The 14,092-nt window shown below is 66.1% G+C and carries 14 protein-coding genes; 9 read left to right on the plus strand and 5 right to left on the minus strand.

What is annotated here, in order from left to right:
• Genes ACQY4T_RS10325 through ACQY4T_RS10335 form a run of 3 tightly spaced genes read left to right on the plus strand, consistent with a single transcriptional unit; the run spans nucleotide 1 to nucleotide 2,786 of the window.
• Entirely contained in the window at nucleotides 1–894 is an 894-nt protein-coding gene (locus ACQY4T_RS10325; protein ID WP_428541123.1) for an ABC transporter permease subunit, read from the plus strand.
• Nucleotides 891–1,721, plus strand: a complete 831-nt coding sequence (ugpE, locus tag ACQY4T_RS10330) for a sn-glycerol-3-phosphate ABC transporter permease UgpE (protein WP_428541126.1) — start codon at nucleotides 891–893, stop codon at nucleotides 1,719–1,721. Before ACQY4T_RS10325 ends, ugpE begins: the two co-directional genes overlap by 4 nt.
• Nucleotides 1,722–2,786 carry an ABC transporter ATP-binding protein gene (locus tag ACQY4T_RS10335; RefSeq protein WP_428541129.1) on the plus strand — a complete coding sequence of 355 codons (1,065 nt, stop codon included), beginning with the start codon at nucleotides 1,722–1,724 and terminating at the stop codon, nucleotides 2,784–2,786.
• A 196-nt stretch (nucleotides 2,787–2,982) separates the two neighbouring features.
• Here the strand turns inward: ACQY4T_RS10335 and groL are convergent, their stop codons facing one another.
• A complete protein-coding gene (gene groL / locus ACQY4T_RS10340) occupies nucleotides 2,983–4,641 on the minus strand; it encodes a chaperonin GroEL (RefSeq protein ID WP_428541132.1) in 1,659 nt (552 codons plus the stop codon).
• Nucleotides 4,642–4,703: 62 nt separating this feature from the next.
• Nucleotides 4,704–5,018, minus strand: a complete 315-nt coding sequence (gene groES, locus ACQY4T_RS10345; RefSeq protein ID WP_428541135.1) for a co-chaperone GroES — start codon at nucleotides 5,016–5,018, stop codon at nucleotides 4,704–4,706.
• Nucleotides 5,019–5,341: 323 nt separating this feature from the next.
• Here groES and ACQY4T_RS10350 point away from each other — a divergent pair, with 323 nt between their 5' ends.
• Complete coding sequence (locus ACQY4T_RS10350; RefSeq protein ID WP_428541137.1) at nucleotides 5,342–5,602, plus strand: usg protein; 261 nt, start codon at nucleotides 5,342–5,344, stop codon at nucleotides 5,600–5,602.
• On the opposite strand, the gene ACQY4T_RS10355 is transcribed toward ACQY4T_RS10350, so the two are convergent.
• Nucleotides 5,599–5,802, minus strand: a complete 204-nt coding sequence (locus ACQY4T_RS10355) for a hypothetical protein (protein ID WP_428541139.1) — start codon at nucleotides 5,800–5,802, stop codon at nucleotides 5,599–5,601. The genes ACQY4T_RS10350 and ACQY4T_RS10355 overlap by 4 nt on opposite strands.
• A 171-nt stretch (nucleotides 5,803–5,973) precedes the next feature.
• Between ACQY4T_RS10355 and ACQY4T_RS10360 the strand changes: the two genes are divergently transcribed.
• Nucleotides 5,974–7,104: a COX15/CtaA family protein gene (locus ACQY4T_RS10360; RefSeq protein WP_428541142.1), complete on the plus strand. Its 1,131-nt coding sequence runs from the start codon at nucleotides 5,974–5,976 to the stop codon at nucleotides 7,102–7,104.
• 104 nt (nucleotides 7,105–7,208) lie between these two features.
• Nucleotides 7,209–8,648, plus strand: a complete 1,440-nt coding sequence (tldD, locus tag ACQY4T_RS10365; protein ID WP_428541145.1) for a metalloprotease TldD — start codon at nucleotides 7,209–7,211, stop codon at nucleotides 8,646–8,648.
• 20 nt (nucleotides 8,649–8,668) lie between these two features.
• Here tldD and ACQY4T_RS10370 read toward each other — a convergent pair whose 3' ends face one another.
• On the minus strand, nucleotides 8,669–8,860 hold the full coding sequence (locus ACQY4T_RS10370; protein WP_428541148.1) for a hypothetical protein: 192 nt from the start codon (nucleotides 8,858–8,860) through the stop codon (nucleotides 8,669–8,671).
• Between the two features lie 150 nt (nucleotides 8,861–9,010).
• Between ACQY4T_RS10370 and ACQY4T_RS10375 the strand changes: the two genes are divergently transcribed.
• The 3 genes from ACQY4T_RS10375 to ACQY4T_RS10385 all read left to right on the plus strand — a co-directional run bounded on the left by ACQY4T_RS10375 (nucleotide 9,011) and on the right by ACQY4T_RS10385 (nucleotide 12,523).
• Nucleotides 9,011–10,684, plus strand: coding sequence for a hypothetical protein (locus ACQY4T_RS10375; RefSeq protein WP_428541151.1), 1,674 nt, complete (start codon nucleotides 9,011–9,013; stop codon nucleotides 10,682–10,684).
• A 194-nt stretch (nucleotides 10,685–10,878) separates the two neighbouring features.
• Nucleotides 10,879–11,688 carry a DUF6065 family protein gene (locus ACQY4T_RS10380; RefSeq protein ID WP_428541154.1) on the plus strand — a complete coding sequence of 270 codons (810 nt, stop codon included), beginning with the start codon at nucleotides 10,879–10,881 and terminating at the stop codon, nucleotides 11,686–11,688.
• Nucleotides 11,689–11,794: 106 nt separating this feature from the next.
• Entirely contained in the window at nucleotides 11,795–12,523 is a 729-nt protein-coding gene (locus tag ACQY4T_RS10385) for an SGNH/GDSL hydrolase family protein (RefSeq protein ID WP_428541157.1), read from the plus strand.
• 29 nt (nucleotides 12,524–12,552) lie between these two features.
• On the opposite strand, the gene ACQY4T_RS10390 is transcribed toward ACQY4T_RS10385, so the two are convergent.
• Entirely contained in the window at nucleotides 12,553–13,773 is a 1,221-nt protein-coding gene (locus ACQY4T_RS10390; RefSeq protein ID WP_428541160.1) for an acyl-CoA dehydrogenase family protein, read from the minus strand.
• Nucleotides 13,774–14,092 lie beyond the last annotated feature (319 nt).

A 14,092-nucleotide genomic window follows, 5' to 3' on the forward strand; every position in this document is an offset into this window, starting at 1 on the left:
ATGGACCGCCGCACAGTATTCGACGGACGCCTTCTGCCGGCGCTTCTGCTGTTGCCGCAACTTCTGCTGACGATCTTCTTCTTCTATTGGCCAGCCGGCGAGGCGGTGTGGTCCAGCATGATCACCCAGGATGCCTTCGGCCAGGGTTGGGTGTTTGCCGGAGCGGCCAACTTCATCGACCTATTCACCGACCCGCTCTACCTGGCATCCATCGTTCGCACCGTGCTGTTCTGCCTCATCGTCAGCCTGCTGGCGATGGCTGTCGCGCTGTTGCTCGCAATGTTCGCCGATCGATCGATCGCCGGCAAGGGAATCTACCGCACCTTGCTGATCTGGCCCTACGCGGTGGCACCGGCGATGTCGGCGGTGCTGTTCCTGTTCATGCTCAATCCGCGGGTCGGTCTGCTCGGCCGCTGGCTGAATCATCACGGCATCGCCTGGGACTACACGCTGAACGGCGGCCAGGCGATGCTGATGATCCTGTCGGCCAGCGCCTGGAAACAGGTCAGCTACAACTTCATCTTCTTCCTCGCCGGCTTGCAGTCCATCCCCCGAACGGTCACCGAGGCGGCCAGGATCGATGGCGCCAGTGGGTGGCACAGGTTCCGCACCATTACGTTTCCATTGCTGGCGCCGACCACGTTCTTCCTGCTGGTGGTGAACATCGTCTACGCCGCGTTCGATACCTTCGGCACCATCTATGCGCTGACCCAGGGTGGCCCAGGCAAGGATACCGAAACCTTGGTCATCAAGGTGTTCCGCGACGGCGTCATCAACCAGGACATCGGGTCATCGTCGGCCCAATCCGTCGTGCTGATGCTGGGCGTGATCGCGGTTACCGCCGTGCAGTTCCGCTTCATGGGCCGCGGGACCGGCGCGGCGGCCGCCATATGAGCCGGCGTCCCGACTACCTGGCGCACGCCATCCTGATCCTGGGCGTGTTGCTATTCGCCCTGCCGGTTTGGCTAGTATTCGCCGGGTCCACCCAGGACTCCAACGCGATCATGCGCGGCGAGCTTTCGCTGCTGCCGCATTTCACCAACTGGTCCGCCTATACCCGCGTATTGACAACCCGCACCATGGGCAGCCAGCCGGTCTGGCACATGCTGCTGATCTCACTCGGCATGGCGCTGGCCATCGCGTTCGGCAAGATCGTCATCTCGATCCTGTCCGCTTACGCCGTCGTGTTCTTCCGCTTCCCGTTCCGCCAGGTGGCCTTCTGGCTGATCTTCGTCACCCTGATGCTTCCGGTCGAGGTGCGGATCATCCCGACCTACACCGTGATGGCCGATTTCGGCCTGATCAACACCTTCACCGGCCTCTGGGTGCCGCTGATCGCCTCGGCCACCGCGACGTTGCTGTTCCGCCAGGTGTTCACCGCGATCCCCGACGAACTGGTGGAGGCCGCCCGCATCGACGGTGCCGGCCCGCTGCGTTTCCTGCGCGACATCGTGCTGCCGGTCTCCGGTGCCAACATCGCCGCGCTGTTCGTCATCCTGTTCGTCTACGGCTGGAACCAGTACCTGTGGCCGTTGCTGGTCGCCACCAGTCAGGGCCTGGATACCATCGTCATCGGCATCGTCAAGATGATCGGCCAGGAAACCGAAACCGATTGGAGCGCGGTGATGGCGACCACGGTGCTGGCGCTGCTGCCGCCGGTGCTGGTCGTCGTCCTGATGCAGCGCTGGTTCGTTGCCGGCCTGACCGAGGGCGAGAAGTAGATGGCGACGCTCGACCTGCAAGCCGTGAGCAAGAGTTTCGGCGCGACCGAAGTGCTGCGCCAGATTGACCTGTCGTTGCATGACCGCGAGATGCTGGTGATCGTCGGCGCCTCCGGCTGTGGCAAGTCGACACTGCTGCGACTGGTGGCTGGACTGGAAACTCCGACCCGCGGCCGCATCACCATCGGCGGACGCGACGTCACCGCATTGGATCCCTCCAAACGCGACATCGCCATGGTGTTCCAGAACTACGCGCTGTATCCACATATGTCGGTGTTCGACAACATGGCGTACGGCTTGCGCATCCGCGGCCTGTCACGCGGCGAGATCACCCGCAAGGTCGAGGAAGCAGCCCTTCTGCTCGGGCTGGACGGCCTGCTGACGCGCAAGCCGAGGCAACTGTCCGGCGGCCAGCGCCAGCGCGTGGCAATGGGACGAGCCATCGTGCGTGATCCCAAACTGTTCCTGTTCGACGAACCGCTGTCCAACCTGGATGCCAAGCTGCGGGTGCAGATGCGCGCCGAAATCCGCCGCCTGCAACGCCGCCTGGGCGTGACCAGCCTCTACGTCACGCATGACCAGGTCGAAGCCATGACGCTGGGTGACCGGCTGCTGATCCTGCATCAGGGCACGCCAGCACAACTGGCCACCCCGATGCAGGTGTTCGAGCGTCCCGCCGATACCTACGTCGCCGGTTTCGTCGGATCACCGACAATGAATTTTCTCCCCGCGCGACTGGTCCACGACGGCACCGCGGCGCAGCTCGACGCCGGTCCGCTGATCCCGCTGCAAGGCCGTCGCCCCGGTGATGCCGTCACCCTGGGCATTCGCCCCGAACACCTGACGCTGGGTGGTGGCGACTTGGCGCTTACGGTCAATCTGATTGAGCCGCTTGGTTCGGCGACCCTGGTGCATGGCCGGATGTTGGCTGATAACAGCGAAACGATCATCGTGAGCGTTCCCGGCGTCGTCGGACCAACCGAAACGATCTCGGTTTCTGTCCAGCGGGAACACGTTCATATCTTTGACCGGACAAACGGAAAGCGCATCGATCCGGTCAATTGATCGGCGACGGTCGTGGCCGATCGGGTTGCCCCATCTGCTCGCAAGTAATCCGCGCCCGCCACGCCCCGGACCGCCATCATCTTACCACCCGGCGACCTGGTTCGGTTTGTCGCGTTGCAGTCCGATGTTGGCGAAAGAAACGGGCCGCACCCTCCCAGGTGCGGCCCGCGTCGCCTAGCTTGCCGAACGATCCGGACTAGAAATCCATATCGCCCATGCCGCCCATGCCGCCCATTCCGCCACCACCACCCGGCGGCATCGCAGGACCCTTCTTCTCCGGCTTCTCGGCCACCATCGCCTCGGTCGTCACCAGCAGGCCCGCCACCGACGCGGCATCCTGCAACGCCGTGCGCACCACCTTGGTCGGGTCGATGATGCCGGCCTTCACCAGATCCTTGAACTCGCCGGTCTGCGCGTCGAAGCCGAAATTGTACTCGTCCTTCTCCAGCGTCTTGCCGGCGATCACCGCGCCGTCTTCACCGGCGTTCTCGGCAATCTGGCGCAGCGGAGTCTGGATCGCCTTGCGCACGATCTCGATCCCGAAGCGCTGGTCGTCGTTGTCGGCCTTGATCTTGCCCAGCACCAAGGATGCCCGAGCCAGCGCAACCCCGCCGCCCGGAACGATGCCTTCCTCGACCGCCGCCCGAGTCGCATGCAGGCTGTCGTCAACCCGGTCCTTGCGCTCCTTCACCTCGACCTCGGTGCTGCCGCCGACGCGGATCACCGCCACGCCGCCGGCCAGCTTGGCCAGCCGCTCCTGTAGCTTCTCGCGGTCGTAGTCCGAGGTGGTCTCCTCGATCTGCGCCCGGATCTGCCCGCAACGGCCCTGGATGTCGGCCTTCTTGCCGCCACCCTCGACGATCGTGGTGTTTTCCTTCTCGATCAGGATCTTCTTCGCCTTGCCGAGATCGGCCAGCTTCACGTTCTCCAGCTTGATGCCGAGGTCTTCGCTGATCACCGTGCCGCCGGTCAGGATCGCAATGTCCTCCAGCATCGCCTTGCGGCGATCACCGAAGCCAGGCGCCTTCACAGCCGCGATCTTCAATCCGCCGCGCAGCTTGTTCACCACCAGGGTCGCCAGCGCCTCGCCCTCGACGTCCTCGGCGATGATCACCAGCGGACGGCCGGACTGCACGATGCTCTCCAGCAGCGGCAGCATCGGCTGCAACCCGGACAGCTTCTTCTCGTGGATCAGGATATACGGCTGATCCATGTCGGCGATCATCTTCTCCGCATTGGTAATGAAATACGGAGACACATAGCCGCGGTCGAACTGCATCCCCTCGACCACGTCCAGTTCGGTCTGGATGCCCTTAGCCTCCTCGACGGTGATCACACCCTCGTTGCCGACCTTCTGCATCGCCTCGGAGATCATCTTGCCGATATCGGCCTCGCCGTTGGCCGAGATTGTTCCGACCTGCGCGGTCTCCGCCGGAGTGGTGATCTTGCGGGTGCGCTTCTTCAGCTCCTCGACCACCGCGGCGACCGCCTTGTCGATGCCGCGCTTCAGGTCCATCGGGTTCATCCCGGCGGCCACCGCTTTGGACCCTTCACGCACGATCGACTGCGCCAGCACCGTTGCGGTGGTGGTGCCGTCACCGGCGATGTCGTTAGTCTTGCTGGCCACCTCGCGCACCATCTGCGCGCCCATGTTCTCGAACTTGTCGGCCAGCTCGATCTCCTTGGCGACGGTCACGCCGTCCTTGGTGATCCGCGGCGCGCCGAAGCTCTTGTCCAGCACCACGTTGCGACCCTTCGGGCCCAGCGTGACCTTGACCGCGTCGGCCAGGATATCGACGCCACGCAGCATGCGCTGACGGGCCTCGCTGCCGAAGCGAACGTCCTTTGCAGCCATTGTTCGTATTCCCTTGTCTATCTGTCTTCGATCGTCCCAGCCGCCGCATCAAAGCCGCCGGATTACGCGGCCTTCCGCTTGCTGGCGGTCTCGGTGATGATGCCCATGATGTCGGACTCCTTCATGATCAGAAGCTCCTCACCATCCAGCTTCACCTCGGTGCCGGACCACTTGCCGAACAGGATCTTGTCGCCGGCCTTGACGTCCAGGGTCACCAGTTGCCCGGCTTCATTGCGCGCGCCGGGGCCAACCGCGATGATCTCGCCTTCCATCGGCTTTTCCTTCGCCGTGTCGGGGATTATAATTCCACCGGCGGTCTTTTCCTCGGCGGTCAGACGCCGGACCACGACCCGGTCATGCAGGGGACGGAAACTCATTTTATGACGCTCCTGAGTTCGTTCTCGATCAGTGATTGAACGGCAGTGATTGAACGGATCGCCACAACCGAACCACGGCCTCCGATGAGCGCCGCGTTAGATTGTTAGCACTCCCGGTCCGGGAGTGCCAGCGATCTAGCCCCACCCGGCCCGCAAGTCAAGCACTAGCAGCACTCTCGCGTATGGAGTGCTAAGCAGTTGAATTTGCTGTGCTTCCAGTTGCATGTTCCGCCGCCGTTGAGACATCATCCGGTAATCTGCATGGCTCGTCACGTTGCGACGCTCGCCGGCGACAGCGCGCTTGGTAGGAAAGCTGGAAACCCATGACCCTTGTTCGGCAGTTGCAAGACTATCGCCTGACCACCGCGGAAATCCTCTACCACCTGCCGGACCACCCGAACCTGCTGCAGACCTTCATCTGGCAGGATCTCGACATCGCTCCGCGCTATCCGGTGCTGCACAAATTCCTCGATTTCTGGATGCGCGAGATCGAGGGCAGCCTGCACTCGGTCCGGGTGGCATCCGCAAGCCTGGTCAAGCCGCCCACCGTGGCACACGCCAACGCTCTGCTGCGCCTGCATTAGCGACCACGGTCGGGCCCGGCCCCGGGATGGTCGGCCCCGGCCACCGCCGACGCCGGCCATTCGGCGTTCGACACCGATGCAGTCGCGGCCTGCACCAAGCCGACCTGGACCAAGGCGGCCTGGTCCAAGCCGGCCTGCATCAAGCCGGCCTGCATCAAGCCGGCCTGCATCGAGCCGGCCTGCATCGAGCCGGCCTGCACCAAGAGCCGGCCTGCACCAAGAGCCGGCCTGCACAAGGCCGGCCTGTGCCAAGCCGATCTGCGCCAAGCTGGCCTGTGCCAAGCCGACCTGCACCAAGCCGACCTGGACCAAGCATGACAAAACCACCCAAAGCGCTTTTGTAACCGCCCGGCCCACCCTATAGAAGGTGGATGCCCTTCGACGTGCACGATTACCCCGCCGCCGCACGCAGCGATCGCGCCGCCACGCGAAACAGCCGCCGGCTGGTCGCCATCTGGCTGTTCACCGTCGCCGCGATGATCATGGTCATGATCCTGCTCGGAGGCATCACCCGACTGACCGGTTCCGGCCTCTCGATCATGGAGTGGGCGCCGCTGATGGGCGCGCTGCCGCCGACCAGCAACGCGGAGTGGCACCGGCTGTTCGCGCTGTATCAGAAAATCCCGCAATACGCCCTGGTGAACCAGGGCTTCGGCCTCGCCGGTTTCAAACAGATCTTCTGGCTCGAGTGGACCCATCGTCTATGGGGCCGCTTGATCGGCGTGGTGTTCCTGCTGCCGATGCTTTGGCTCTGGGTCACCGCGCGGATCGAGCGTCGCCTGATGCCCCGTTTAGGCCTGCTGTTCCTGCTCGGCGGACTGCAAGGCGCGGTCGGATGGTTCATGGTCGCATCCGGCTTCCTGCCCGACTCGACCGCGGTCTCGCCGGGCCGCCTGGTGGTCCATCTGGCACTCGCCCTGATACTTTACGCCGCCATCGTCTGGACCGGACTGTCCGCGCTGCATCCATGGCGCGATCGCCCGGCGGCGCAGCCCCGGCTGCAGGTGCTCGCGTCCACCGCCCTGGCGCTGCTGGCCCTGACCATCGTGGCGGGCGGATTTACCGCCGGCCTGCACGCCGGACTGACCTACAACACCTTCCCGCTGATGGATGGCCACTTGGTGCCGCAGGGCTACGCGGCGCTGCACCCGCTGCTGCGCAACCTGACCCAGAACATCGCCGCGGTGCAGTTCGATCACCGCCTGCTGGCCACGCTGACGCTGATCCTTGTCACTACGACCGCCATTTTCTCCTGGCGCGCCAAGCTGTCGCGAAAGCTCTGCGCCTGCCTGGCGGGCGCAGTGATCGCCCAGTATCTTCTCGGCGTCACCACTTTGCTGCTGGCGGTCCCGGTTCCGGTCGCGGTACTGCACCAGCTTGGCGCCGTCGTGCTGCTGACCGTGCTACTGATTGTCGTGCACCGACTGCGTCATACCCCGCGCCGCCGCATCGAGCCCTCGCGCGCCGCCGACCTGCCCGCCGCAGACCGGCCCGCCGCCTGACCGCACGACCATCCGGCCCCCGGCGGAATCCAGCCGCCCGCCCTGGTGGTTGAAACCGGTCCGACATACCATCTCAACAGCACAGGTTTTGAAGGATCACCCGCATGACCGCCATTGCCGCCACCGACAAGCTGTTCTTCCAGCGTGCCGACGCCGCACTTGACCAGGCCGCCGCCGCCCAGATCGTGGACCAGGCGTTGCGCGGCAGCGACGACGGCGAATTGTTCCTGGAATACCGCGAAAGCGAATCGATCAGCCTCGATGACGGCAACATCCGCTCGGCCAACTTCGACTCCGGCCTGGGCTTCGGCCTGCGCGCCGTCGCCGGCGAGGCCACCGGCTACGCCCATTCCGGCGAGATCTCGGAAGCCGCGCTGCGCCGAGCCGCGGCCACCGTCTCGGCGGTCAATGCCGGCCATTCCGGGGTTTCCGCCGAACCGCCGCGGGCAACCAATTCCCGGCTGTATTCGGACGCCAGCCCGCTGCGGCTGATGGACTTCTCGGCCCGCACCTCGTTGCTGGGCGAGATCGATGCCTATGCGCGCGGCAAGGACCCGCGGGTCAAGCAGGTGATGGCCTCGATTAGCGGTGAGTGGCAGGCGGTGCAGATCATGCGCCCCGATGGCACTCGGGTCGCCGACCTGCGTCCGCTGGTGCGGCTCAACGTCTCCCTGGTGGTGGAGCAGGCCGGCCGCCGGGAGACCGGCAGTCACGGCACCGGCGGCCGCTTCGCCTACGACTTTGTCACCCAGGAAAGCACCTGGCGCGGCGCGGTGGATGAGGCGTTGCGCCAGGCGCTGGTCAACCTCGACAGCCGTTCGGCACCAGCCGGCGAAATGCCCGTGGTGCTCGGCCCCGGTTGGCCCGGCATCCTGCTGCACGAGGCCATCGGGCACGGCCTGGAAGGCGATTTCAATCGCAAGAAAACCTCGGCCTTCGCCGACCTGATGGGCAAGCGGATCGCCTCCCCCGGCGTCACCGTGGTCGATGACGGCACCATGCCGGATCGACGCGGCAGTCTGACGGTGGACGACGAGGGCACGCCGACGTCCCGCACGGTACTGATCGAGGATGGTGTTCTGGTCGGATACCTGCAGGACCGGTTGAACGCCCGGCTGATGGGCATGCCGGCGACCGGCAATGGCCGGCGTCAGTCGCACGCCCATTCGCCGATGCCGCGCATGACCAACACCATCATGCTCAGCGGGTCGCACGCCCCGGATGAGATGGTCGCATCGGTCAAGCGCGGCCTCTACGCGGTCAATTTCGGCGGTGGGCAGGTCGACATCACGTCGGGCAAATTCGTGTTCTCGGCCAGCGAGGCCTACATGATCGAGGATGGCAAGGTCACCGCACCGGTCAAAGGTGCCACGCTGATCGGCAATGGACCGGATGCGCTCACCAAGGTGCAGATGATCGGCAACGATATGGCGCTCGATCCGGGAATCGGCACCTGCGGCAAGAATGGGCAAGGGGTTCCGGTGGGTGTCGGCCAGCCGACGCTAAAAATTTCCGGCCTGACGATCGGAGGCACCGCGGCCTGAATTAACGCTTTTCAGTCTCGTCATTTCTGCAAACCGGTCGCTGTTTCAGCGGCCGGTTTTGTTTTTGCGCCATGAACCGAGCGGCTCCTCGGCTGGCCCATCTCATTAATGAATTCAATTACTCCCGAGACACAAATCGCAGAATCTAGCCGCTCGGTCAGCGAGGTCAGCCGTGCGACAGCCATGATCCACGCCAGCGTATATTTCGTCATTTAACCCAGGCACCGACGATTTGACGTTAAGATAACGTCAAAAAAACGATAATAAATTCTCGTTCTGCGAAAACGTCTCCATCAACGGATCGCAAATACCTCGCTCAGCGATCCAACGGTTTCAGAGACTGTCACAGAAGGATCACGCCAATGTCCGTTTTCACCTTCTCCTCCGCCCTGGTTTCCGACACCTCCAAGGTCCGGATCGGTGGCTTCGCCCCGACCCTCGCCACCGCTGACGCCGCGAAGGTCCGCCTGGGCGGTTTCGCCCCGACCCTCGCCACCACCGACGCCGCGAAGGTCCGTCTCGGCGGCTTCGCCCCGACCCTCGCCACCATCGACGCCGCGAAGGTCCGTCTCGGCGGCTTCGCCCCGACCCTCGCCACCGCTGACGCCGCGAAGGTCCGCCTGGGCGGTTTCGCCCCGACCCTCGCCACCGCTGACGCCGCGAAGGTCCGCCTGGGCGGTTTCGCCCCGACCCTCGCCACCGCTGACGCCGCGAAGGTCCGCCTGGGCGGCTTCGCCCCGACCCTCGCCACCACCGACGCCGCGAAGGTCCGTCTCGGCGGTTTCGCCCCGACCCTGGCCACGACCGACGCTGCGAAGGTCCGCCTCGGCGGTTTCGCCCCGACCCTCGCCACGACCGACGCCGCAAAGGTCCGCCTGGGCGGTTTCGCCCCGACCCTCGCCACCACCGACGCCGCGAAGGTCCGCCTCGGCGGCTTCGCCCCGACCCTCGCCACCACCGATGCCGCGAAGGTCCGCCTGGGCGGTTTCGCCCCGACCCTCGCCACCATCGACGCCGCGAAGGTCCGTCTCGGCGGCTTCGCCCCGACCCTCGCCACGACCGATGCCGCGAAGGTCCGCCTAGGCGGTTTCGCCCCGACCCTCGCCGCCATCGACGCCGCGAAGGTCCGTCTCGGCGGCTCCGCCCCGACCCTCGCCACCACCGACGCCGCGAAGGTCCGCCTGGGCGGTTTCGCCCCGACCCTCGCCACGACCGACGCCGCAAAGGTCCGCCTCGGCGGTTTCGCCCCGACCCTCGCCACGACCGACGCCGCAAAGGTCCGCCTGGGCGGTTTCGCCCCGACCCTCGCCACCACCGACGCCGCGAAGGTCCGTCTCGGCGGCTTCGCCCCGACCCTCGCCACAACCGACGCCGCGAAGGTCCGCCTCGGCGGTTTCGCCCCGAGCCTCGCCACCACCGACGCTGCGAAGGTCCGCCTCGGCGGTTTCGCCCCGACCCTGGCCACCACCGACGCCGCGAAGGTCCGTCTCGGCGGCTTCGCCCCGACCCTCGCCACCACCGACGCCGCGAAGGTGCGTCTCGGCGGCTTCGCCCCGACCCTCGCCACCACCGACGCCGCGAAGGTCCGCCTGGGCGGCTTCGCCCCGACCCTCGCCACGACCGACGCCGCAAAGGTCCGCCTCGGCGGTTTCGCCCCGACCCTCGCCACGACCGACGCCGCAAAGGTCCGCCTGGGCGGTTTCGCCCCGACCCTCGCCACCACCGACGCCGCGAAGGTCCGCCTCGGCGGCTTCGCCCCGACCCTCGCCGCCATCGACGCCGCGAAGGTCCGGATCGGCGGCTTCGCCCCGAGCCTCGCCACCACCGACGCTGCGAAGGTCCGCCTCGGCGGTTTCGCCCCGACCCTCGCCACCACCGACGCTGCGAAGGTCCGCCTCGGCGGTTTCGCCCCGACCCTCGCCACCACCGACGCTGCGAAGGTCCGCCTCGGTGGCTTCGCTCCGACGCTGGCTGCCAGCGACAATGGTAAGATCCGGATTGGCGGCTTCGCCCCGACCCTCGCCACGCCGCGCTAAGCCGAGCCGCGTCAAGCGCCGGGGAAATATCTGCCAAACTGGCCTATACTCAGACAGACCGATACTCAGACAGACCGATACTCAGACAGACCGATACTCAGACAGACCGATACTCAGACAGACCGATACTCAGACAGACCGACCCTGCCGGGCCGGTCTGTTCGTCCATTCGCAGACCCGAAGGATGTGCCGTTGTGAACAGCCCGACCCTGCCCGACGCCGCCGCCCCCCCGGCCGCCAAGCCCAAACTGATCACCTTCCACCGGATGATCCCGACCGCGCGCATGCCGCAACGCGCCGATCGCTCGGCCGCCGGCTCGCTTCCCACCAGAGCCTTCCGCTACTGCGAGGCTGCCACCTCGGCCGCCGCCTTCGGCTACTATCTGTTCCCCCCGATCGGCTTCTCGCTGCAATGGGACGGGCACGACATCATGTGGACGTTCGAGGGCGCCGGCGACTGGTTCCCACTCAATTCCGCGGTCCAGTTCCCCGGCTTCCGCGACCATTTCGACGCCATCGCCCCCGACGAGATAAAGCAGTTCTCCCCGCCGTTCCTCGGCGCGTTGCAGGAACCCGGCCTGATCCAGCTCTGGATGGGCCTCGTCGTGCGCACCGCCCCGGGCTGGAGCCTGCTGGTCCGCGCACCCGCCAACCTGCCCCGCAGCGGAGGATGGGAACCGTTCGAGGGAATCGTCGAAACCGACCGCTGGTTCGGCCCGCTGATCACCAACCTGCGGCTGACCAAGACCAATGTCCCGATCGACTTCAAGCCAGACTTCCCGCTGCTCCAGGTGCAGCCGATCCCGCGCCACGCCTACGAGGACGCGACCCTCAACAACTACGAGATCGTGCCGGAACTCGCCCAGCTTTCGCCCGAGGACTGGGACGACTACTACGATACCGTCGTCCGCCCGAACTCCCAGGTCGTGCGTCCGCGCGGCCAATACGCCGCCGCAGCGCGCAAACGACGCAATGCCGAGGATAACAAGTCCGCAAGGACCTGACCGCGCCGCGTTTCGTGGCCTCGACATCGGGACGGCTTTCCGCCATCAATCGACCATGAAAAACCGCTGGATTTCGTTTGTTCGGGGCCGCCGGACGCGGGCCACGATGCTCTGCTGCGCCCTCGGCCTGCTTTCCCCCATCGCCAAGGCTGGCACCACCTGTCCCGCCGACCCGGAAATGCCGCCGCTGCGCCTGCCGCACCTCCAGGAAGCCGTCGCCACCCGAACCGAGGGGCTGATCGTCGCCCTCGGCTCCTCCTCCACCGCGGGCGCGATGGCGTCCGACAGCGCGCACACCTACCCGGCGGTGCTCCAGCTCGCGATCACCAAGGCGCTCCCGACTGCCCATCTCGCCGTCATCAATCGCGGCATCGGCGGCCAGGACGCGCCTGAGGAGCTGACCCGACTCGACACCGACGCCATCGCGATACATCCGCAACTGGTGATCTGGCAGGTCGGTGCCAACGGCGCCATGCGCTACGCTAACCCGATCGAGTTCCACACCATGGTAAAGCAAGGCGTCACGCGCCTGATCAAGGCCGGGATCGACGTGGTGCTGATGGACAATCAGCGCTCGCCAAAGCTGCTCGCCGCCACCGACCACATTATCCTGGAGGACTCGCTCGCCCATGTGGCCGAGGAAACCGGCGTAAACCTGTTCTCGCGCAGCCACCTGATGGATAGCTGGTCGGAGGAAGGCGACAAGCCCGGCCTGTTCACCGCCTCCGATGGCCTGCATCACAACGATCTCGGCTACCTCTGCGTCGGCCAGGCGCTGGCTCGCCAGATCGTCACCGCCATTCGCGCCCCGATGGCGGTGTCAGCCAGCCGCTGACGCCGCCTACTGAAGACCTCGCCCGCGCCCTACCGCAGCCGCGAACCAGGGTCCATTCCAAGCAAAACCCGGCCACCGATCGGATACCACTCGGGCGCGACCGTCACCGTCTGACCCACCACGTGCAGGTCGCGCCAGCATTCCGCCAGCCGGCTGTCGCGCTTGAACGACGTGCTGCCGCCATGGCGGTACACCAGGTCCATCGCCTCACGCGCACTGTCGGCGGCATAGGTGGACGCCAGCCGGCAGCGCGCCCGTTGCTCCAGCGTGGTCTGCTGCCCGCCCCCGATCGTGTTCCACAGCTCGGCGATCATCGCGTTGCGCCAGGTCCGCCCGGCACCCAGGATCGCATCGGCCCGCCCGACCGCGTCCTGCACCTGAGCACTGTCGCACAACCGTCCGGTGCGCCCACGCGGCGTCTTCTCCGCGGCCAACTCGATCAGCGCCTCGATCCCGGCGCGCGCGATGCCGGTGATCACCGCGCTGTGGTGCGGCCCGACCCAGGCTTGAGTCGGCAACGCATAGGTCAGCCCCGGCCAACGCTCCCATTGGTTGTCCAGCGGCACCCCGGCGTGAACCATCGTCCGTCGCTCCGGTAAGAACACTTCATCCAACGTCCAGTCGAAGCTGCCGGTGCCGCGCAGCCCGGCCACGTTCCAGCTTCCCTCGACCACCTGCGCCTGCTGCCGCGGAAACACCCCCCGCCAATGCAAGGCGGCGCCGTCCGGACGCCGCCGCGGTTCACCGGCGTCCAGGATCTGGAAGCTGCCAAGCATCCATTTGCTTTCCTGACATCCACTGCCGAAGCTCCACTGCCCGCTGACCCGGTAGCCGCCCTCGACCGGCACCGCCTGGCCGCCGCCCTGCACAGCGGTCCCGGCAATCACCGCATCGGCCCGATCGGCGTAAATCTCGTGCACGCCCTCGTCGGGCAACCCCAGCGTGATCAGTTGCCCGATGCTGTTGTTGGCGATGTTCCAGCCGACCGACCCGACCGCCTCGGCCAGAACCTCGACGACACGCAGGAACGTCAGCGGATCGACCTGCAGGCCGCCCAGCGTGCGCGGGATCACCATGCGATAAAAACCGACGGCGTGAAGCTGCTGGACCACCTCCCCCGGCAGCCGCTGCTCGCGCTCGATCTCCTCATGATGCGCGCGCAGTAACGGGCGCAGCGCCACGGCAGCCCGCACCAGCGGATCGGCGTTGACATCGACTGGTAGGCGCGTCGCTTCGGCCATCGTATCCATCGCTTGCTCCCGCTGTCGTTCGGATGCGAAGCCCTGGTCCAGCGCCGTCGGCAACGCTACGGCAGGCCTCGCCCATCCCACTTGCTTCGCCGCCTCGACGCTATCTTCACCCCAGCATGATCGCGCCGAGCCAAACCTTCAAGCCGCATCGCGCAAACCACGCGGGCCGCTTCGGACCGAGGCTCAGCACCACTGGAACAGGACTTGGTAGGCCTTCTGTCGCGGCGGCAGGAGGCGTTCAGTGGGCGAATCCGCAGCTTCGATGAAAACGCCGGGAAGTGCGGCAGGAACACCCGATAGCCGGCACTCGCCATCATCT

It is taken from the genome of Rhodopila sp. (assembly GCF_965277825.1).
Classification (GTDB): domain Bacteria; phylum Pseudomonadota; class Alphaproteobacteria; order Acetobacterales; family Acetobacteraceae; genus Rhodopila.